Raw genomic sequence first — 22,450 nt, 5'->3', positions numbered from 1 at the left:
TTCCGTCATGATATAACGGTGAATCAAGTCTCCGATAATTGAAGCAACAAATGGTGCTGTTAAATCATAATATTGAAATACTAATTAATGCGACTTAACAAATCTTGTTTAATTTTTTCTTCTCTTCTTTCAAATTTTGGATACATTAACATAATTACTGCACCAATCATGAAACAGATAGCTGGTAACCATATAAATGAAAACTTAATACCAGCTAATGCTGATGCTGTCTGTTGATGATGAGCTACGTAACCAGATGCTGCCATAATCTTAGAAGGCAAAAAGCCACCTAAACCTGAACCCATTTTAATACAAAATGCACTACCAATTGCTGTTAAGAATCCGGCAGAACGAATCCCTGTCTTCCATTCACCATAGTCAACAGTATCAGAAAGCATGGCAAACGGCATTGAAACAGCTATTCCGGTTCCAATAGATGTAAAAATCCATGCTGCTGCAATTAATGTAAAGCTATCACCAACAAATCCCATTAGAATTTGACCAATCGTAGCAATAGTAAATCCAATAATTAATGTTTGTCCCTTTGAAAATTTTCTAACCATGAACGGGATTAAGATATTCCCAACTACTTGGAATAATACTAATCCATTCAATAACGAAGCATAATTTTGATGTCCTAAATTATATTGTGCATAATAAATAACTGTTGAAGTACGCACTGTATTTCCCAACCAATACATTACATTTGCTGATACTACGATGATCCATGGCCAATTTCCCATCATAGATTTAAAGCTATCTTTAATTGGAATACTTTGTGTTTCTACTGGACCAGAATTAACCTCTTGTGTTTTAGCAAATGCAAAAACAAACATTAAAATCCCAATAACAGAATAAATTGCTGCAGTTATCGCAAAACCTTTTTGATCATTACCGCCACCAAAAAATGCAACAAGTGGCAACGTAAAGGAAGCAGTAACAAAATATCCAATATTTCCTCCAACCATACGATACGAATTTAATTTCACACGTTCATTTGAATCACTACTTAAATTTGGCAAAATAGACGTAATCGGCGTTGAAATTCCGGTATAGATAATACCTGTAACAAGGTAAGTTACTAAAGCATAAATTCCTTTTTGTGTAGTTGATAGTTCCGGTGATAAAAATGATAATGTTAAAAAAATACCAAACGGCGCTGCTAACCACAAAAACCATGGACGACTTTGACCATATTTCGAATGTGTATGATCAATAATTAACCCCCAAATAGGCGCATCTAGTGAATCAATAACACGCGCAATTAATAAGATTGTTCCAGCTGCACCGACAGATATTCCAAAAACGTCAGTATAGAAGTAAAGAATAAAACTTGTTAGTGTACAATAAAGCAAATTTCCAGCAGTGTCAGTACTGGCGTAAGCTAAAATATTTGTCATACTTAATTTTTTTTGCATTACTTTTCTCCCCAAAAGTATTTTTATTTTTTATATGTGGCACGATATGTTTTTGGAGACATACCTGTTATTTTTTTAAATCGATTCGTAAATGAAATATAGGTTTCAAAACCAACGAGTTCCGCAATATTTTTGATTAATTTGTTTGTATGAATCAAATATTGTTTCGCTGTTTCTACCCTTAATTCTTCTAACAATTCCATTGGCGTCTTACCGTAGACTTTCGTCATGACACGTGCAATGTAATTTACATGTAAATGGAATTCTGCTGACAAAAGATTATTATCAACATGTTCCGAAAGATGCTCTGCCAGATACAAATGAACTTTTTCAGCTAACAATGTTGCACGATCTTTTGCAATTCCCTGAGTATCAATGTACTTCAAGAATTTCAAAAACAATTCTTCGGTATACCAAATACTATCAATACGGTTACTAGAAGTACTTTTTTGAATGTCGTCCAGCAAATCAAAAATCAGTTCTGGTTCAGCAATTTTCCCCAATTTTGGTAATTGCAAAGTATACGACTTTTGATGGAAATGTAATTCTGGAATTGGCAAATCCGAAACAAAACACATCGGAAAATTAGCTTGTTGCCATCTAGAACTTGTATAGATGTGCATCCAAAAGAAACTCGTCTCCTCTTCGCACGGTTGCCACGAATCATGTTCTGCATTTGGAAGGAGTATAAACATCTCATTTTCATGGATTGTATATTTTTTTGAATCTTCACGTAAAAACAAAGCTCCTTTTTTTACAAAAATCAAATCAAAAAAGCCAATATTATAGCGATGCACATGACGCTGTCCTGCTTTAAACGTCGTATAATTACCTTCAATAAAACTAGGAAATGGTGGTATTGAAATCGAAATAATTTGTTGATCCATCTGTTTACTCCAATCCATCTTCAAAACAGGTAATAAATAAATTACTTATTAATATCAAATAAGTGATTTTTTGATAATGTTGATCCTGTTAGTTGCTTCGTACCTGTTTCATCAATCAGCCAAAACTCTTTCTGATATGGTGCAAAACTAATGACATTAATTTGGTTTTCTTGTTGTTCATATGTCCCATTGATCACCGACCATTGATTATTCTGATGAACCAAATAGGTTCTTTGTCCGATACCATCAAGGTATGCAACCAGTTCCTCACCCATGTCCCAATCTGGTGTCTCATTAGCACTATTAAATAATTTTGCGAATATACCACCATCTGAATAAAATGTTGACTGACCAAAACGATTACGAGACAAATCCGGTCGATTAAGATGTGGTCCGGCAACTGCATATGTTGATGCGGCCATCCCTTCATCTAATTTATCCGTGGTAACTGAATTTGTATCATAACAATACATAATTGCTGCAGTTGCACGATAACTAGCTTGTAAATAAGCAGGATTTTTTAATACTTCATACACTTTAAAAGTTGCTGCAGCTGTGACTCCTCCCCAGAGTGAATGAATCATATATGCAAGTGCTTCCCACCAACGATCTGGATTTTGTACTCGAAAGTCATTTGAGTAGCCAATATTAGCTAATAATAATTGGCCATAGGTCCTTGCACCGTCTTTAAACCCAGCTTCACTTAATGCACCCGCAGTTGGTCCAAAGCCAGCATTATCAAAATAATGTTCTGTAATAGCAGCTTGATATGTGGTACGATTCTCATCAATTTTATACGTGACTTGTTGCCATAGATCATTAATTTTTTCATAATAATCTGTTAAGCCGTGTCGCTTTAATTTTTTAAGTAAATCCTGAATATATAGAAAATAAACACCCAACATACGAGCTTCTTCTTTACCTCGTTCAGTTTCATGAAAATCCGGATTAACACGTAACATGAAAACATCAGCAGCCCACTGCAAATAATCTTTGGCTGAATTTAATAATAAGGTCTCTTCATCAAAGTCTGATAGTAGTAGGAACAAGTGAGCAATATATTCAAAATCCATACAACGATAGAAATCACCGTATAATTTATTTGGCCTTTTAAAGTTTCCATTGTTAAACCATTTTGGTCGCACATAATTTACCGCGCTTGCTTCGACTTGACGTACTTGCTCCTTGTCTAAGATTCCCATCAAATTTTTCTTTAAAACAAGACTTAATTTACCTAATGATTCACCTTGATTAGATATTGGTGTAGAAGCGTATGGCGTTTCACCATCTTTACCTTGATATAAATTTTCTGAGATATATTTAACACGTTTATCAATGACTTCATTCAATGGATTCATAACATTTAAAACAACTGAATCTTGTGTCCCATCTGAAAAGTCAAAAACAATTTTATGTTCACCAAGTATGGTTGGTTTAAATGATACTTGATATTGATTTGGTAATTGTTGTTGAAATTGTAATTTTGCTTTTTGTTTACCCGCTTCACCGGCATAAGTTGTGACAGCAACTAACTCATGAGTATGTCCATTAAGCGTTAGGTAGCTTGGTCGGTGCACAATATTCAACGGTTGGTAGGAAATTGTTGGTTGACCCACTTCACTCGCCTTTTTATAAAATTCTTGTTTCGAATTATTTTTTGTGATCACATAATGCCAATCTATTGATGTGTTAGGTTTTATTGAGATTGGACTCTTATCATAAATCCAATCATTATTTTCAAAATGATCATCATACCCACCTGCGAGAATGAGCTGGTGAAACAACATACCGTCTAATGAAGGTGAAACATTTTCAAAAAATAAATTATTATATGCTGCATAAGTTCCTACTGATAATGTTTGTCCGGCTGTTTGATAAATGCCAAGATTACCTGATTGATTATCACGTCTCACTGCGTTAATTTTTGTAAAATCGCGTGATATTGATGGATAAACTGCCGCTGATTCATGAATATTTTTTACAACATTTTTATCTCGGAACATGACATATGCTAATGATAACCAAACACCAAAGTTATTAATTTTAATATCTTCTGTTGTTAAATTATATAAACTAATATTCCAATTTAACTGATCATTAATTGATAAATCATAATCAAATTTCACTTCTACTTTTTGTAACAATTCATACGTAACCAATATTCGTTGTTGCTTCGTTGTCATTTGTGGGTAGTTATCAGCACTATTAATTGTTTCACCATCAATTGTAATCGTAAATTCACCAAATAATTTATCTGACTCATTAAATGACGCTTGTTTCAAATACTCATTATCAATAACCCAATTCATATGATACGGGTCATCTTTCATAACCAGTGATTGTACATAACCTTGGGGGTGTACCTGCATTTGCAGTTTATTATTCTCCATTGTTTAACTCCTTTAGCCTTTTTAATTAAGCTACCTCTGTAGTTTAGCATGTAAATGACAACGCTTACATCACTCATATACAACTAAAAGTTATATAATTTCACACAAAAATAACCGTTTCCCTAAGTTACTAGAGAAACGGTTATTTTTTATTTGCTATCTATTATCAATTGGTTAAATCAGTATTTTTACTTTTCCGTCATAATATAACGGTGAATCGAAGCCCCGATAATTGATCCAACAAATGGTGCTGTTAAATATACCCAGATATCTTGCATAGCTAACCCACCAGCGAAGATTGCCGGGAACAATGAACGAACAGGATTCATTGATGCACCCGTTAAGTTACCAGCAGCGAAAACCAATAACGCGATTGTCAAACCAACGGCAATTGGTGCTTGTAGGTTGTAAGTTTTAGTCTTAGGGTCATTCAAAACTAAAATAACAACTAACAATACTGTCGTCAATATAACCTCAACGAAGAAGGCCATACCGGCTGAAATATTTGGAAATACTGTTGCATTCAAATGATTTTTAGCAACTTCTGTTGACCATTTTAGGCCGGCACCATTTAGAAAAGCTTGATACGTAAACTTTAAGACAAATCCACCAATCAAACCACCAACAAGTTGTGAAACAATATAAATGATTGTTTCAGTACCCTTCATTTGCTTATTCAAAAAGTTCATAAAGGTTACTGCCGGATTAAAGTGTGCTCCAGACAAAGGTCCAAAAGCATAAACCAATACAGCTAACAGAACTCCCCATCCAATAGATGGGCCTAATAGATCATTGTATCCGCCCCCCATAATAACCAAAGCGGGTCCAAAAAATACTAGCAATGCACTTCCAAAAACTTCTCCAAATATTTTCTTTTTCATCTTATTTACCCTTAAATAGCATCGTTAACCATGCTTAAGAACGCAGCAGGTTCAAGTGACGCACGCCCAATTAACAGCCCATCAATGTCTTCTAACTCAAGAATTTCCTTTGAATTTTCTGGAGTTGCTGAACCACCATACTGAATGCGAATCTTATCAGCCACTTCTTGTGTAAACAAGATAGCCAATGACTTACGAATTACTTTTGCTGCATGTTCAATAATTTCTGCTGAAGGTGCTTCGCTAGCACCAATTGCCCAAGCTGGCTCATAGGCAATGACAATTTTTTCAGCCTTAGTCTTATCGACACCAGCCAAACCAACAGCAATTTCTGTTAAAGGTGCCATATCTTCGTCATCAGGATTATAGTGTGTTGCATCCTCGGCGATTGCGACAATTGGTACCAACCCATTACGAAGAGTCGCTGTTACCTTTAACCCAACAGACCCATTAGTCTCTTTGAACATCTTACGACGCTCATAATGACCAACAATTGATCCTGAAACATCGATATCAGCTAATGCAGCGGGTGATGTTTCACCAGTATAAGAACCTTCATCAGCCCAGTGTACATTTTCAGCAAATACACCAACAGGAATTTTTAATTCTTTGCTGCGCTTAACCATTTCATGCAAGTAAATATCTTGTGCTGCAATACCCACTTCTACTTTTTTGGGATCAGGTAATTTCCCTTGAATCTCTTGTAAGAAATCGTAAACTTCAGCTACTTTTTTGTTGGTTTTCCAATTTCCTATAACTAAAGGAACTCTCTTTGACATTACTTTGCCTCCCCTTTTAGCGCCTTCAATTGCGCTTCATCACGTAAATGAGTGTATTCTTCTGTCATTGCTTGTTTTGTCTCATCAGACCAATCAAGAATCTTAGCCATTTCATCAATAACTGGTGTTTCCAGACGTTCTAAGTCCTCTGACTTAAACAATAGATAGTTCGTACGACGTAAGAAGTAATCAATTGGGCGTAAGACAAATTCTTTATCAATGGCATAATGCAACATACTCGTTTCAGCTACTGATAATTTAGGCGCTGAAACACCTGTTTTAATGTATTCAATTATTTCAGGCGTGTTAGATCCATATAAGTTAGCAATTTCTTTAGCTTTAACTTCGTTAACCTCATACTTCTCCAACTCTTCAGCATACTTTTCAAGTTCAGCATCAACATCATTTGGATTAAAGTGACCACCTGATACAGGATACTTTGTTGAATCAATAGGTGTAACCTTAGTTGTAAATTTATCAGCGAAAATATTTACTAACTGTTCTAATGTCTCTGAAGCCATCAAACGATAATCCGTTAATTTACCACCTGACACATTGATAATGCCGTTTTCTGCCTTAATTTGGAAACCACGTGAGACACTTGAAGCATTCTTATCACCACTGCTTGTTAGATCACTTAATTGTGCGTCAACTTCATGACGATCGATTTCGTTATTAAAGTATTGACCAAGCTTAGTATTTAATTCATGCAAACTCTCATCAGACGCTGTTTTCTTAGTTGTATTACCATTGTAATCACCTGCACCACCAATTAATGGGCGCAATCCTGCCCAGCTAGATTGCACGTCGTCAATTGTGATATGAGCATTAGGAAAATGACTATTAATAGTTGCTAATAGATAATCGACATCGGCTTGTTCAACCTTAGGATGCAAATAATCACCTGAATAATCTGTATCCGTTGTTCCAAAGTACGTTTTATTAGCACGTGGAATAACAAAAATCATACGACCATCATGGAATCCAGAATCAAAATAAACAGTATTTGGTACTGGCAAACGATCTTGATTAATAACTAAATGCACACCCTTCGTAGGACGAATTGTATCCTTAGTTGTCTCATCAGCAATTTGGGTAATTGTATCGTGCCATGGACCAGCCGCATTAATGACAACCTTCCCCTTAATATCAAATACTTCTTTGGTAAAAGTATCTTCAACACTAACCTTTTTACCATCACCATCAGCAACGACCGCAGTTGCCTTCAAATGACTAACTGCGACAGCCCCGTCATTAACAGCTTGTTTAATGTTTTCAATTGTTAAACGTGCGTCATTGTTTTGGTAATCTAAGTAGATTGCTAATCCAACTAAATCCTTGTGATCTAACATTGGTAAATAATCACGTGCTTCTTCGGCTGACAATAAACGATGCACGAATGGACTATCTGGTGATACTTCTGCCAATTTGTCATAAATCTCCATCGCAATTTCGGCACTCATTGGTGTAAATGTTGCTTCAGCATCATCATAAAGAGGCATCAACATATGTGCTGGTCGCGGAATATGTGGCGCAACATTTTGTACACGGGCACGTTCACTCACTGTGTCAGCAACGACGTCAACATCGAAAGTTTTTAAGTAACGAATGCCCCCATGGACTAGTTTTGTTGAACGACTACTTGTTCCTTCGGCAAAGTCTTGCATGTCAATAATAGCTGTCCGCAAGCCAGAAGCTGCTGTTTGAAGCGCAATACCAGCACCAGTGATGCCAGCACCAATAATAACAACATCAAAATTATTTTCTTTTAAATTTTCAATTGCTGCTATACGCTGACTACTCTTAAATCGCATTATTTAGTCCCCCGCTTCTTTGGCTTGAAGACCCGTGTTGTTTCAACGGCCTGTTGCCATCCCTCATATAATTCATCTGCATGTTCTTCTGACATTTTTGGTTTAAACTCAGTGGCTTGTTGTGTCATTGTCTTCAATTCATCAACATCCTTCCAGAAACCTACAGCTAAACCAGCTAAGAAGGCTGATCCCAAGGCAGTTGTTTCAACGTTAGCTGGACGTGATACTTCTGTGTTTAACAAATCTGATTGGAATTGCATTAAGTAGTTATTCAATGATGCCCCACCATCAACATGTAACTTAGCAATATCCAAACCAGTATCTTGACGCATCGCATCAACGACATCACGACTTTGGTAAGCTAGTGATTGTAGCGTAGCTTTAACGAAATCTTCACGTGTCGTTCCACGTGTCAATCCAAAGACTGCACCACGTGCTTCTGAATCCCAGTATGGTGCACCTAATCCGGTAAAGCCAGGTACAACATAAACTTCGTCTTCATCAGTAGAAGCATTAGCCATATCTTCACTTTCTGGACTTTGCTTAATGACACGCATACCATCACGTAACCATTGCAATGCAGATCCAGCAACAAAGACAGAACCTTCAAGTGCATACGTTACCTTACCGTCAATTCCATAACCAATCGTTGTTAACAAACCATTCTTTGAAATTTGAGCTTCCTCACCCGTATTCATGACAACGAAAGCACCAGTTCCGTAGGTATTCTTAACATCCCCCTTATTAAGGGCTAACTGACCAAACAATGATGCTTGTTGGTCACCGGCAATACCTGCAATCGGCACTTCAGCACCAAAGAAATGGACAGGAATAGCTTTTCCATAGATTTCTGATGACTGGTGCACTTCTGGTAACATTTTAGCCGGAATATTTAATAGCTCCAAAAGTTCTGGGTCCCACTTCAAATTCTTAATATCAAACATCATGGTACGTGAAGCGTTTGTGTAATCTGTAATGTGAACTTGACCACCTGTCAGCTTCCATACCAACCATGAATCAATTGTTCCAAATAATAATTCACCATTCTCAGCACGTCTTTGTGCCCCACTTACTTGATCTAATATGAAGCGAATTTTAGTAGCTGAGAAGTATGCATCTGGAATCAATCCTGTCTTTTCCTGAATCATGTCTTGATAACCATCAGCAATTAACTTTTCAGCAATTGGTGCCGTTTGACGTGATTGCCAGACAACAGCATTATAAATTGGTAATCCTGTTTGCTTGTCCCAAACAATCGTCGTCTCACGTTGATTAGTAATACCAACACCTTCAATATCAGTAGGTTGGATTCCTGATTGAATCAACGCCGTTGCGATAACAGCTTGAACAGCAATCCAAATTTCATTAGCATCTTGTTCAACCCAACCTGGTTGTGGATAGAACATCGTGATCTCACGTTGTGCAGAAGCAATTACCTTACCATGCTTATCGTAAATCACGGCACGTGTGCTAGTTGTTCCCTCATCAATTGATAGTACATACTTTGGCATAATAATATCCCCCCCATTGGATAAACTAAAATTCTACTTAAATATTAATACTACATTTAAAAACGTTTATAAATGTAAGCGTTTTCTTTCGACACATAAATCTTACAATGGATCAAAAAAATTCACAATGTTTAATTTTTATTCAAATAAGCTCATTAAAAACTTCACAAAAAATCTTATTCGTGTCGATTAATCATTAATTTTAATGGTCTAATTATCTAAAACTTGTTCCATCGCATGTCGAGAAACATTAATGATACTAGCGTGTGAAATTAATTTACATTTTATCTTGGCTATATTTTCATCAAATGCAATTATTTAACAAATAGGGATAAAGTTTTTTTGAAAAAACTTTTTTTCACAAGGTCATTTAGTGCCAAACAAAACCGTTATGAGACTTTTGCCTTATCTATTTTTCATTCACTTATTTATCATTTTACAAATTCAATGTCTTTTTATAACAAAAACAGTAGAACATATGTAACTTGCTCAACTGTTTTTGTTATAGTATTTTATTTTTTTTCAAGCGGTTCAATCATAGATTCAATATGCATTGTCATTAATTGTTTTGCTTCTACTGCATTATGCGTTGCAATCGCTGCTGAAATTAATTGATGATATAACGCAGCTTTTGTTCGCATTAATGGTAATGTATTGGTCATACGACGACCCGATAATTGATATTGTTCAATAGAATTAGACATCGTCTGTAGTGCAGGCTCTTGTGCACCTTCTGCAATTAACTGATGAAATAATAAATCTGTTTTTAAAAAATCGTCATGTATGTGCATTTCAGAGTCTAATTTATTTGCTGCCATCTCTAATTCGTTACATAAATGTTCATCTGCCCTTTGTGCACAATAATATGCTTGCCTTGGCTCTACTAACAAGCGTGCTTTTAAAACTGACAGAAGCGACACATCTTGATTGACTGAGATCATTTGCATTGCACTCGAATTAGGATCATTACGCAAATAAATTCCCCGCCCATGTTCAATACTAACAATATTTTTATTTTCCAAAGTATGTAGTACTTCCCGAATTGTCGTTACGCTGACCCCTAATATTTGTGCAAGTTGTTTCATCGATGGCAATCTTTGTCCTGGTTGCCATTCGCCATTTATTATTTTTTCCTTTAGTTCTCGTAATGCTTTTTCATAAATTGTCTCTTTATTAGCTTCCATTTTATAATCTCTCCTACCATCACGCTTATACTAATGTTACTTTATTTAAACGTTAAAAACCACTAATTAGCTAAACACTAATTAGTGGTTTCATAATTTATTACATAAAAACTGATAGCGTCATGACAGCTCCTAAACCAACTACCCCAATCACACAAGTTAATGGTGACCAAGCCGTTAGCGTTTCTTTCAAAGATAAATTAAAGTATTCTTTAACCATCCAGAAACCTGCATCATTAACATGACCACCAAATATACTACCAGCTCCAACTGATAATACCATTAAGGTTGGACTAACCCCCGAAGCCGCAATCATCGGTGCTACTAAGCCAGCACCCGTTAGCGCAGCAACAGTTGATGACCCCAAACTAACACGCAATAAAGCAGTAATTAACCAAGCAGCTAATAATGGCGACATGTTAATAGTAGCAAACATCTGTGAAATATAATCTGAAATGCCACCTGATACAAGTACTTGTTTGAAAGCACCACCACCACCAATAATAAATAACATCCCCGCAATTTGAATAATTGCATTTTCTACAGTTTGACCAATACGTTTCATACTAATATTCTGTTTAATTCCCATTGTATAAATGGCAAAAATTAGTGATACCATCATTGCAAAATCAGGATTTCCAACTAATCCAAAAATATCGTGAGCCAAACTACCTTTAGCTACTGTAAATTCAAGAATCGTTGATATACCAATTAAAATAACTGGCATCATAGCAGTTAATACACTAATCCCAAATTTAGGTGTCTTGTCTAAATCAAATTCTTCTATTTTACCTAACCGAGGATTTTCCGTTTGTATTTTATACACTTGTGGATACAGCTTACGTAAAAAGTGATTATAGACTGGTCCAGATACAATCACTGTAGGAATTGCAACAACAATTCCTAACAAAATCACGTGGCCAATATTTGCCCCAAAAACTTGTGAAATAGCAGTTGGTGCTGGATGTGGTGGAATAAATCCATGCATGACATTTAAAGTTGCTGCCATTGGAATGGCTAATGACATTAATGGCATCTTTAATTCACGCGCAATGATGAATATAATCGGCAACAACACTACTAAGCCAACCTCAAAGAATAATGCTAGTCCAATAATAAATGATGCTAAAATTACGGCTATTTGAATTCGCTTACGCCCAAATTTTTCAATTAAAGTGTGGGCAATACGATGCCCACCACCAGCGTCTGAAACCAACTTACCAATCATTGATCCCATTCCAAACACAATAGCCAAACTACCTGATTGATTACCTAAGCCTTCGGTAATCGTTGTCGGCACTTTATCCAATGGGATTCCCAATGCAAAGGCTACAACAAAAGATGTGATAATTAATGATACAAAAGTATTAAGCTTTAGCTTGGTAATCAAAAAGATCAACAATAAGACTCCTAATACTACTATTAGTAATGGCATGATTTCCCTCTCTTATTCTACAGATGATGATAAACTGTCAAAATTATTTACTAACGGTTATTAAAAATTCTTGTATTGATTTATCCAAAGCTTGTTCATCCATATTTTCTAGATCCTGTTTATTAAAGAAACTAGATCCGATACCCAAGTAATCAGCACCTGCTGATATAAACAATTGACTATTTTTAATATCAATGCCCCCGACTGCCATAAAACGTAATCCAGGCATTGGTCCAGAAATTTGTTTAAAAAATGAAGGACCTACCGTAATCGCTGGAAATACCTTAACAATATCAGCACCTTTATTGATTTCTGTTTGTATCTCTGTTGGTGTCATTGCACCTGGGACCGTAATTACATCATTTTGTTGTGCTAATTGATAAATTTCCTCTGAAAAAGCTTGGGGTCCAAGCATAAATTTAGCACCTGCTGCAATTGCTTCTTGTGCCTGTTTCACTGTTGTAACTGTACCTACCCCAATATTTACTTTGTCACCATACTGTTTATTACCGTCTGCAATAACTTTTAAATGATCTGGGTTGTTTGTCGTAACTTCAACCCCTACTTTTCCTTCATAACGGCTCAATAACTTTATAATAAGCATAGCTTGTTCATAACTATAACCACGCATAATTACTGTCAACTTTGGATAATTTTCAATATTCATTATATTTGTCCCTCATTTTAAATAATGTTTCGCATCTTTGCGATTGCCATAATACCTACACTGGCTAATTCAGGTACATCAATTGTCAAAATATTACCAGTAAAATAATCATCGTTATTTAACAATACCTGTAGCGCATCACGAAGAGCAGGTTTACCAATAACAACAAAAGTATCATCTACATTAATATCAAAAGCTTGTGTCGTTTTTATCGCTGCAACATCATTTTGTAAAACAACACCCAACAAATAATTAGCCATTTGATTACGCGTGTAATTGGTGTACAAATCTAATAATCGAACCGTAAACGCAGCTCGTCCTAATCCTTTTTTGGCACAATTCTCAGCACCAAGAGTCAGTGCTTTGATATCAAGTTCATCTGAAAAATTATGCTCTAGTGAATCTGATAAAATTGAATCTTTGGTTAGTAATGAAATTAATTCACCAGCCATTGATGTAATAGATCCAGCAATTTTACCGTCTTCGTCAATTTTAATGAATTTTGTATGCGAACCAGGTAGTACTAGAATGAATGGCTTTTTAGCCTGTAATTGCGTTAATGCCCCAAACGCCTCAACTTCTTCACCACGCATTACATCCATTTGATCAATGTTTTCAGATGTGATTGTTCGAACCTTATTTTTTACACCTGGTACAAACCAAATTGGCTGCGAACAAACTTCTGGAATCAGAATTCTTTCCATATTGGCTGCCACATCACTCATGCTCACTGGTGCTGATTGATGTGGTATCTCAGCTAACCCTAAATTAGATGTAATCATCCCTGATGCTATAAATTTAACATCTGAATTCAATTCAACTTGAGCTGTTTTTAATAACTCATCAATTGCTGATTTAATTGTTTGATGTAAAGTATCCTTACTACCTGTAATAGATGTACTCTTCACCCCGACAGGTCGTGCAACTTTAGCAATTTTTTTACCATTCTGCCAAAGCATTACTCTTGTATTTGTGGTTCCTGTATCAATCGTTACTAGGTTCATCATGCTCAACACCTTTCTGCCTTACCACTCAGCAATAGACCCGTCTTCGTGACGCCAAACTGGGTTATGCCAATCTGTTGTTTCTTTTGCCTTTTCACGAACTAACTCTTCATTAACTTCGACACCTAATCCTGGTAAGCTCGGAATTTTCACCATACCATTTTCGTATTCAAACACTTCTGGATTTTTAACATAATCCATTAAATCATTTGAGGCATTGTAATGAATACCTAAACTTTGCTCTTGGATAAATGCATTATAAACCGTAGCATCAACCTGTAAGCAAGCTGCTAAAGCGATCGGTCCAAGTGGGCAATGGAAAGCAACTGCCACATCATACGCTTCAGCCATTGAAGCAATTTTTTTACATTCGGTTATTCCACCAGCATGTGACAAATCTGGTTGAATAACATCTGCATCACCTGACTCTAATAATTTCTTAAAGTCCCAACGAGTGAACATTCTTTCACCCGTAGCAATTGGTGTCTTTGATAATTGACCGATTTTACCAAGCTCTTCATTATTTTCTGGTAAAACAGGTTCCTCAATAAACATTAAGTTATAAGGTTCCAATTCTTTTGCCAAAACTTTTGCCATTGGTTTGTGAACACGTCCATGGAAATCAACAGCTATACCGAAATAAGGACCACATGCATCTCTAATGGCTTTAACTCGCTCAACAACTTCTTGAATTTTTTCATAACTATCAATCATTTGTAGTTCTTCAGTGGCATTCATCTTTATTGCTGTGAAACCAGCATTTTTACGTTCCAATGCAGCTTCACCAACATTATTTGGTCGATCACCACCTACCCAAGAATAAACCTTAATACTATCACGAACGGCACCGCCCATTAATTCATAAACAGGTTGTCCTAATGCTTTACCTTTGATATCCCACAAAGCTTGGTCAATACCAGCAATCGCGCTCATTATAATGGGACCACCACGATAAAAACCACTACGATACATTTTTTCCCATGCATCTTCAATACGGAATGGGTCAGAACCAACCAATGAATCCATTAGTTCATGAACAGCAGCTTCTACGGTTGCAGCACGTCCTTCGATAACGGGTTCTCCCCAGCCACTAACTCCTTCATCTGTTTCAATTTTTAAAAATAACCAGCGTGGTGGTACAGAAAATGTTTCGTAGTTTGTAATTTTCATGATTAACTCCAATAATTTTTATTTTCAATTAAAGATACCATCTATTAAAATAAGATGGTATCTTTAATGACAAAATTATTGTAACCGTTTTCAGTTATATGTGTCAAGAACTAAACATAAATTAATTTGGTTTAAATCATTAAGGATCTCAAAATAGATATTATCTTTTCGTTCCTATTCGGAGAATAGAAAATCCAATCTGCACTAAATCACCATGACAATTTATAAATACATTAAAATAAAACTGGTCGGAAAAATTTCGATTCAATACGAAATTTTTCCGACCAGTTATCTGGTTAATTTTTATTCATAACGGAAGTAAGTTACCGTTGTGTTCAAGTATTCTTCAAATCCATGAGTACCATCTGCACCACCAAGACCTGATTGGCGCCAACCAGCATGGTAACCAGTCGTTGCTTCTTCGGCTTCACAGTTGATGTAAGCTTCACCAATATTCAAAAGTTCACTAAAGGTCATAGCTTCCTTCAAATCTTCAGTGAAGGCATATGAAGACAAACCATAAACAGAGTTGTTAGCCTTATCAATTGCTTCATCAATCGTCTCAAACTTGGCAATTGGCAAAACTGGTCCAAAGACCTCATCTGTCATAATCGTTGAATCATCATTAACATTAACAACCACTGTTGGCTCATAGTAATTACCTGGTGTATCTGACACAATGTGTCCACCAGTCAAAACCTTAGCACCATTTCCTACAGCTTGTTGTACTTTTTCGTCAATTGATTCTAACTGCTTCTTGTTGATGATTGGACCAAAGTCAGTCTTATCATCAGTTGGATCACCAGTTACTAGGTTACTCATTGCTGTTGTTACCTTTTCAACAAAGGCATCGTAAACGCCAGCTTGCACGTAAAGACGTTCTGGACAAGTACATACTTGACCACTGTTTTTAATACGGGCTTGCACAATGTACTTAACGGCCTTATCAAGATCTGCTTTATCAGTAATAATAGCAGGTGCTTTACCACCAAGTTCCAAATTAACCTTCTTAACATTAGCTGCTGATTCAGACATCACTGCCTTACCAGCACCGGTACTACCAGTCAATGAAATCAAATCAATATCTTCATTCTTTGACATCATGCTACCAACACCCGCACCAGTTCCAGTAACAATTTGTACAAGACCGTTTGGAATATCAGTTTGTTGAATTAATTCAGCAATTTTAAATGTACCGAATGGCGTTTCCTCACTTGGCTTAACAACGATTGAGCATCCTGTTACCAAGGCTGGAATCATCTTACGCATCAAGATAAAGATTGGTGCGTTCCATGGAATAATACCAGCTGTTACACCAACTGGTTTTTTAACGATCATAACCAATTCATCATCAACTTGGTTTTGCAATACTTCACCTTTAGCAGATTGTGCCAAACCAGTCATGTATTTAATATAACCAATAGAACCTTCTACTTCACCAAGGGCATCAGCATAAACTTTACCTTGCTCTTCTTGATAGATTTTAGCAATTTCTTCTTTATTTTGTTCCATCAAAGTGGCTAACTCTAATACAATTTCACCACGCTTTACGCGGTTAACCTTAGCCCATGACTTTTGTGCCTCTTTGGCACCGACCACAGCGGCTTGTAAATCTTGCTCGTCTCCTTCGGCAACCTCTCCAATTACTTCATTTGTAGCTGGATTTAAAACTTGAATAGTGTCTGTTGCATGACTGTCAACAAATTCACCATTAATAAACTGTTTTACCATTCTAAAATGCCTCCTGAGTTTTATATACATTTTGTAAGTTACTACCTTTACCATGGTGCACGAATATTATATATATGTTAAATAAAAACTATTATAGTTATTTGTATTAAAGTTAGATGGTCTTTTTTCATAATACTATTTAAAAATATGATTTTTTTAAGCCTGCATAAAGCTTATAATATTAAAAATTAACTTTTTAATATGCGCAACAAAAACATTACTAATGCAACATAAATAGCCCGTAAGCTGATACGATTCAACTCACGAGCTACTTTAATATTAATATTTATCCAAAGAAACTAGTGATTTTGTCTGCATCTAAATCCTTTAGAATTTCAACAGTCAACTCAACTGCATGTTGGAAATCATCCAATGATGCCCAATTATAAGCAGTATGCTCATAACGTACAGGGATACCGATTACAATAGTTGGCGCACCATTCCAGTATTGAATCGGCGCACCATTGACACCACCACCCGTTCTAACTGAACGTGTATAAGGAATTTTATGCTCATCTGCAATCTTGGCTGCATATTCCTCGAACAATGGATTAGCAATAAATAATGTGTCCATATCACGTAACATTGGACCACGCTTCAAACCAGTTTGAATTAACCAATCTTCTTCAAAAGTGTCGTCACATGGGCAACCTTCAAACACAATTGCAAGGTCAGGTGAGATTTTATTTGCCGTCACCTTTGCACCACGTGTACCAACTTCTTCTTGTGTTGATAATGCCACAGCAACATCAACATCTAGATCTTGCCCATGTACTTGATCTAATACATCTACAAGCGCTGCTGACCCGACACGGTTATCAAAGTCTTTACCAAAGAATAAACGAGTTGTTGGGTAGTATTCACATTCAACATCTGGAAAAATTGGACACCCAGTATCAATTTTAAAGTCATTAAGCGTTTCATCACGACTAGTTGACCCAACATCAATCGACATCTCAGCAATCTTTGGGACCTGCTTCTTTTCCTCATCGGTCATGAAGTGCGGTGGCTTACTAGCGACAACCCCTTTAATATATTGACCATCCTTATTACGTACCCGCACGCGTGTCGTCGGCACATTAGTTGGTGCCCAACCACCTAATGTGACAAACTTAATCAACCCATTGGGCCGTACAGCTTGTGCAATAAAACCAACCGAATCAGCGTGAGCATCAATTTGCACAACTGGCTTTTTCCCTGTATTTTCCGTGCGATCAACGTAGCTATTAAAGATACCATCACGGCTCACTTGTCCATAAGGAGTCGCACAATCTTCAAAATACTTCGCTACTTCAGTCTCAAACCCAGGCACCCCATTCAAATCAGAAAATGTCTTTACTAATTCAATCTGTTCTTGTTCTTTCAAAATTATCCCCTTAATATATATGATTACTTGTTAGCGATATAAGCTGTCTTATAACTATAATGACCATTAATTTGGTTGTAACTAATGCCCTTTAACTTCGGATTAACCAAATCTTCATTGTTTTGTTGGTAAATAGGCGTGACAACTTGATCCTTCATCAAAATCTTTTCAGCCTTTACTAAATCGTTCCAACGAGCTGTTTTATTAGCAGCGTTTTTGTCTAATGAATCTGTAATTGCCTGATCATATGCTTCGTTCTGCCACCCAGTGTGGTTTTGTGCACTATCGCTTGGGAAAATTTGTAAGAAAGTATATGGATCAGCAAAGTCAGCAGACCAACCTTGGAAAGATATATCGAAGTCCCCCGCATTAACAGAAGCAATTCGGCTCTTCATTGGTACCTTTTGCAAAGTCAACTCAAGCTTAGGTAAGTTTTTTTGTAATTGATCTTGAATAAAGACGGCAACTTGTTCAGAAGCACTTGCATCAGAAGTAATTACTGTTGCATTAATCTTATCCTTACCAACTTCTTTTAGACCTTCTGCAAATAACTTTTTAGCTAACTTAGGCTTATACTCTGCAGTATTTTTAACCTTCGTCACATCATAAAAATCTTTCTTACCATTTGGCTGTGTTGCAACCTTACGCGGTACAAACCCAGCAGCTGGTTGTGAGCCATTTTTTAAGATTCTTTCAGTTAGTTGCTTACGATTAATTGAAAGTGAAATAGCTTGGCGAATCTTAGCATTTTCCAGACCGTTATTCTTTTTCAAATTGTATTGCAAGTACGACGTTGCTGCTAAATCACGCTTCACAACATCTTTATGCTTTGATAATTGTTGTGCTTGCTCACCAACTAACGTCATTTGATCTAACTTCTTAGTTTGATATAAATTATAAGCAGTAGAAGGATCTTTAATAACCGAGTAATTAATCTTGCTCAACTTAACATGCTTTTTATCCCAATAGTAGGGGTTTTTATTCAGCGTCCATTGGGTTGTCGAACCAGACCAGCCCTTACTTACAAATGGACCATTATATAAAGTTGTTTTAGATGATGTCCCATATTTATCACCCTGTTGTGCAACGAACTTTTCATTTAATGGCGCTAGAGTTTCACGAGCTAAAATCATTTTAAAGTATTCTTGCGGTGCTGCTAACTGAATCTGTAGTTGATATTTACCAGTAGCCTTAACACCCAATGTATCCGGTGCCTTTTCACCGTCTTGAATTGCCTTAGCATTTTCAATATTATCAAATAAGTAAGCATACTCACTGGCCGTCTTTGGGTCAACAGCTCGTTGCCATGCGAAAACAAAGTCTGCAGCTGTTACTGAATCCCCATTGCTCCACTTAGCATCTTTACGAATATCAATTGTATATGTCTTTTTATCGTCAGAAACCTTAGTCTTTTGCGCTAAGGCTTTCTTTGGTTGCCCTTTGCTATCATAAACATATAAACCTTCAGTAATATTATCAAGCTGTGTAAAAGCATTCAGTTCTGTTGCTTTTGCTGTATCCAATGATGAAATTTCAGTACTAGAATACGTACTAATAACTTGTTTCGCCTTTGCGTCGGCTATATTCGCGGCCACGCCAATCCCAGCGATAACACTTGTCGCTAATACAGCCGCCTTCATTCCTATTTTATCAATTCCCATTAACCTTACCCCTCTTACAAATAATTTGCCCATTAAATTAAAATTTTTTAATTTTTTAAATTATATCTAATATTAAAGGAGTAAGCAAGGTCATTAATTACTTATAAATCATAAGAAAACACACAATTTATAAAAAAAATCATAAAAAAAGTAGTCATAACATTTAATTTATGACTACTTTCTAATTTATTTTTAATTAAAAACGCTAAATAAGACTTACTTTATTTAGGTAATACTTCAACGGTTGCATCTCTCGTTTTTTCTAACAACATTGGCGCAACATATGGGCTAGGGTCATACTTTACATGATAAGCTTCATCGATTTTATCTAAAATTGATACGTCACTTTCTGATTTAAAAGTAACCTCTAAACGCCTATCATTGACTACAATGTTACCTTCATGTTGAGCCATTGCACTCTGATACCATGACGAATTTGCACCATTATATGCACGAACAAACAACCTGCCATCGACTACAACCGACCAAATCCAAGTAGGTGTTCCTGCTATCCCATTAGAACGAAATGGTGCAATATGAAAATCATCATGATCATTAAAATACGTTAACTGTTCATTATTCCAAGCCATATTATCCCTCCACAACTTATAGTATAAACCATTTAAATAATATCTATCTACTAATTACTTTTAGGAAATTCAAAAGTTAGCTTAGCTTTTGAATTGGTTGCTGCAACAATATTTCGATAGAATTCTTTAGTCGATTGTTCCAACAAATCATTATATTTGGCAACATATTTTTGCTTTGATTTTGCATCTAATACTTTATTAATCATATCCGTTTCATTAATGTCAGCGGTAAATGAACTAAAGACACCATTATGCTCATCCAACACCTTAAAGTTAGGATTACTATAACCAATAAACATAAATTTTTTAACCGATACTTTGTAAGTATTATCACCAGTTGCAGTGATTTTGACATCTTTGCCATCAACTCCTAATTCAGCATCAAAAGAAGCCTGCATAATTTTCTGACGATTTGTACCAAAAATATCTTGTCCAAATAATTTCGTTGTTCGCTTTTCGTTTAAAATTTCAGACAACCCTAAATTAACCATCACAACTTTTTTCTCTTTCGTTAATGATTTAACGGTCAAAGTCTCTTGTGATACGGTTTGAGTTTTAGGTGCTATATTATTTTTACTGTGCTGATGACTAACTTGATATGAAATCAATGCAATGCCGCCAGCTACTAAAGCACTAATAATAATACCCAAAATGAAGCCAAATCTAACGGGTTTTCCAATATGTCTTTTTATCAAAAGAATTCACCTATTTCTAATTTTATTCAATTTATTATATAAAAATTGGTGAATAAAAGCATCATCAAATTTTTTTACTTCAAAAAATTACGAGCAATCTCCTGATAAGCATCAATTAATTTCAAATAACTACTAATAGTCGTGTACTCATTTAATTGATGAGCAACTTTATCACCATCAGGGCCAAAAATAACCGTTGGTAAACCAATATTGTTCTTCACAAAGACACTTGCATCAGTCGCACCATTCATAGTGATTAACTCAACCTGGCGATCATCAAATGATTTTTGAGCTGCTCGTTGCACCGTTTGGATAAATTCATTATCTTGTTGTGTTTCAACGGCTTCAAAATTATGAATAATCTCCAATTCAAGTTTAGCATCATATAAATTATTTAATTGATCAATAGTCTCTTGAATGCGTAAAATAACTTTAGCATTATTAAAGGCTTCTGTTGGCCGAATGTTCCCTTGTACTTCTGCTTGCGCAGGAATGGTATTAACTTGCTCACCACCACGAATAACCGTAATGCTATGTTGCACTTTACCCAAATAAGGGTCTTCTGGTGCATCATCAAATAAATCTTTTTCTAGGTTAATGTAGTTTACCAATCCTTGAATCGCATTAATACCACGTTCTGGTGTTGAACTATGGGCAGCTTTTCCAGAACTCTTAATGCGGTAATTAAAACTACCAGAATGGGCATAAATAATTTGGCCGTCAGTTGCTTCACCAATTACCAATGCATCTGCATCATCAATTGCATGTTGCTCATTCAAACGATAGGCTCCCTGAGCACCATATTCTTCTCCTGCTGTCACAATCAAGCGTAGCGTGCCATTCAAAGCCACATCAGAATTTTCATGTAATTCAATTAATGCGATTATTTCAGCAGCAAGACCACTCTTCATGTCAGCAGCACCGCGGCCATACAATTTGTCACCATCGATATATGCTTCAAATGGACTATGCGCCCAAGCTGATTCATCGTCAATTGAAACCGTATCTTGATGTCCTGAAAATACAAGCGTTTTAGTATCAACACCATGATTTCCAATTTCTGCTTGCAAGTTTGCACGATTATCGCCAAACTCATCAATGTCCGCTTTAATACCATGATCTGCTAACAGCTTCTGCAAATACGTAGCAACCGCAATTTCATTACCATTTACTGTATTGATATTAACTAAATCCTGTAAAATCTTAATCTTCGCTGTTTTTTCCATTATAAAATACTCCCCTAAATTTACTATTGCACATAAAAAGC

The 22,450-nt window shown here is 36.0% G+C and carries 18 protein-coding genes; all 18 read right to left on the bottom strand.

The annotated features are described in order from the left end of the window. Positions 1–80 precede the first annotated feature (80 nt). On the bottom strand, positions 81–1,418 hold the full coding sequence (locus FFM61_RS01990) for a glycoside-pentoside-hexuronide (GPH):cation symporter (protein WP_074426855.1): 1,338 nt from the start codon (positions 1,416–1,418) through the stop codon (positions 81–83). Positions 1,419–1,441: 23 nt separating this feature from the next. Then, the gene (locus tag FFM61_RS01985) at positions 1,442–2,305 is read right to left on the bottom strand and encodes a helix-turn-helix domain-containing protein (RefSeq protein ID WP_074426854.1); all 864 of its coding nucleotides are present in this window, start codon (positions 2,303–2,305) and stop codon (positions 1,442–1,444) included. 41 nt (positions 2,306–2,346) lie between these two features. Further along, complete coding sequence (locus FFM61_RS01980; protein WP_074426853.1) at positions 2,347–4,695, bottom strand: hypothetical protein; 2,349 nt, start codon at positions 4,693–4,695, stop codon at positions 2,347–2,349. Positions 4,696–4,883: 188 nt separating this feature from the next. After that, the gene (locus FFM61_RS01975) at positions 4,884–5,576 is read right to left on the bottom strand and encodes an MIP/aquaporin family protein (protein WP_074426852.1); all 693 of its coding nucleotides are present in this window, start codon (positions 5,574–5,576) and stop codon (positions 4,884–4,886) included. A gap of 11 nt (positions 5,577–5,587) precedes the next feature. After that, entirely contained in the window at positions 5,588–6,355 is a 768-nt protein-coding gene (tpiA, locus tag FFM61_RS01970) for a triose-phosphate isomerase (RefSeq protein ID WP_074426851.1), read from the bottom strand. Next, on the bottom strand, positions 6,355–8,169 hold the full coding sequence (locus FFM61_RS01965; RefSeq protein ID WP_074426850.1) for an FAD-dependent oxidoreductase: 1,815 nt from the start codon (positions 8,167–8,169) through the stop codon (positions 6,355–6,357). The genes tpiA and FFM61_RS01965 overlap by 1 nt, the downstream gene beginning before the upstream one ends. After that, positions 8,169–9,683 (bottom strand): glycerol kinase GlpK, encoded by a 1,515-nt coding sequence (gene glpK, locus FFM61_RS01960; RefSeq protein ID WP_168388693.1) that lies wholly within the window; start codon positions 9,681–9,683, stop codon positions 8,169–8,171. Before glpK ends, FFM61_RS01965 begins: the two co-directional genes overlap by 1 nt. A 509-nt stretch (positions 9,684–10,192) precedes the next feature. Continuing rightward, on the bottom strand, positions 10,193–10,864 hold the full coding sequence (locus FFM61_RS01955) for a FadR/GntR family transcriptional regulator (protein WP_074426848.1): 672 nt from the start codon (positions 10,862–10,864) through the stop codon (positions 10,193–10,195). Between the two features lie 100 nt (positions 10,865–10,964). Continuing rightward, complete coding sequence (locus tag FFM61_RS01950) at positions 10,965–12,299, bottom strand: gluconate:H+ symporter (protein ID WP_074426847.1); 1,335 nt, start codon at positions 12,297–12,299, stop codon at positions 10,965–10,967. 43 nt (positions 12,300–12,342) lie between these two features. Further along, on the bottom strand, positions 12,343–12,966 hold the full coding sequence (locus FFM61_RS01945; protein WP_074426846.1) for a bifunctional 4-hydroxy-2-oxoglutarate aldolase/2-dehydro-3-deoxy-phosphogluconate aldolase: 624 nt from the start codon (positions 12,964–12,966) through the stop codon (positions 12,343–12,345). 17 nt (positions 12,967–12,983) lie between these two features. Beyond that, positions 12,984–13,973: a 2-dehydro-3-deoxygalactonokinase gene (locus FFM61_RS01940; RefSeq protein ID WP_083194399.1), complete on the bottom strand. Its 990-nt coding sequence runs from the start codon at positions 13,971–13,973 to the stop codon at positions 12,984–12,986. A gap of 18 nt (positions 13,974–13,991) precedes the next feature. Next, positions 13,992–15,140 (bottom strand): galactonate dehydratase, encoded by a 1,149-nt coding sequence (dgoD, locus tag FFM61_RS01935; protein WP_074426844.1) that lies wholly within the window; start codon positions 15,138–15,140, stop codon positions 13,992–13,994. Positions 15,141–15,443: 303 nt separating this feature from the next. Beyond that, a complete protein-coding gene (gene aldA / locus FFM61_RS01930; protein ID WP_074426843.1) occupies positions 15,444–16,871 on the bottom strand; it encodes an aldehyde dehydrogenase in 1,428 nt (475 codons plus the stop codon). Positions 16,872–17,157: 286 nt separating this feature from the next. Then, positions 17,158–18,237 (bottom strand): M42 family metallopeptidase, encoded by a 1,080-nt coding sequence (locus FFM61_RS01925; protein WP_074426842.1) that lies wholly within the window; start codon positions 18,235–18,237, stop codon positions 17,158–17,160. 23 nt (positions 18,238–18,260) lie between these two features. Next, entirely contained in the window at positions 18,261–19,898 is a 1,638-nt protein-coding gene (locus tag FFM61_RS01920; RefSeq protein WP_074426841.1) for a peptide ABC transporter substrate-binding protein, read from the bottom strand. Positions 19,899–20,119: 221 nt separating this feature from the next. After that, the gene (locus FFM61_RS01915) at positions 20,120–20,488 is read right to left on the bottom strand and encodes a DUF2255 family protein (RefSeq protein ID WP_074426840.1); all 369 of its coding nucleotides are present in this window, start codon (positions 20,486–20,488) and stop codon (positions 20,120–20,122) included. A 50-nt stretch (positions 20,489–20,538) separates the two neighbouring features. Then, positions 20,539–21,183, bottom strand: a complete 645-nt coding sequence (locus FFM61_RS01910; RefSeq protein ID WP_083194398.1) for a hypothetical protein — start codon at positions 21,181–21,183, stop codon at positions 20,539–20,541. A 74-nt stretch (positions 21,184–21,257) separates the two neighbouring features. Next, a complete protein-coding gene (locus tag FFM61_RS01905; RefSeq protein WP_074426839.1) occupies positions 21,258–22,409 on the bottom strand; it encodes an ArgE/DapE family deacylase in 1,152 nt (383 codons plus the stop codon). Positions 22,410–22,450: the final 41 nt, after the last annotated feature.

It is taken from the genome of Weissella hellenica (assembly GCF_005405545.1).
GTDB classification, from domain to species: Bacteria; Bacillota; Bacilli; order Lactobacillales; family Lactobacillaceae; genus Weissella; species Weissella hellenica.
This window is presented reverse-complemented; position numbering and strand designations above follow the sequence as displayed.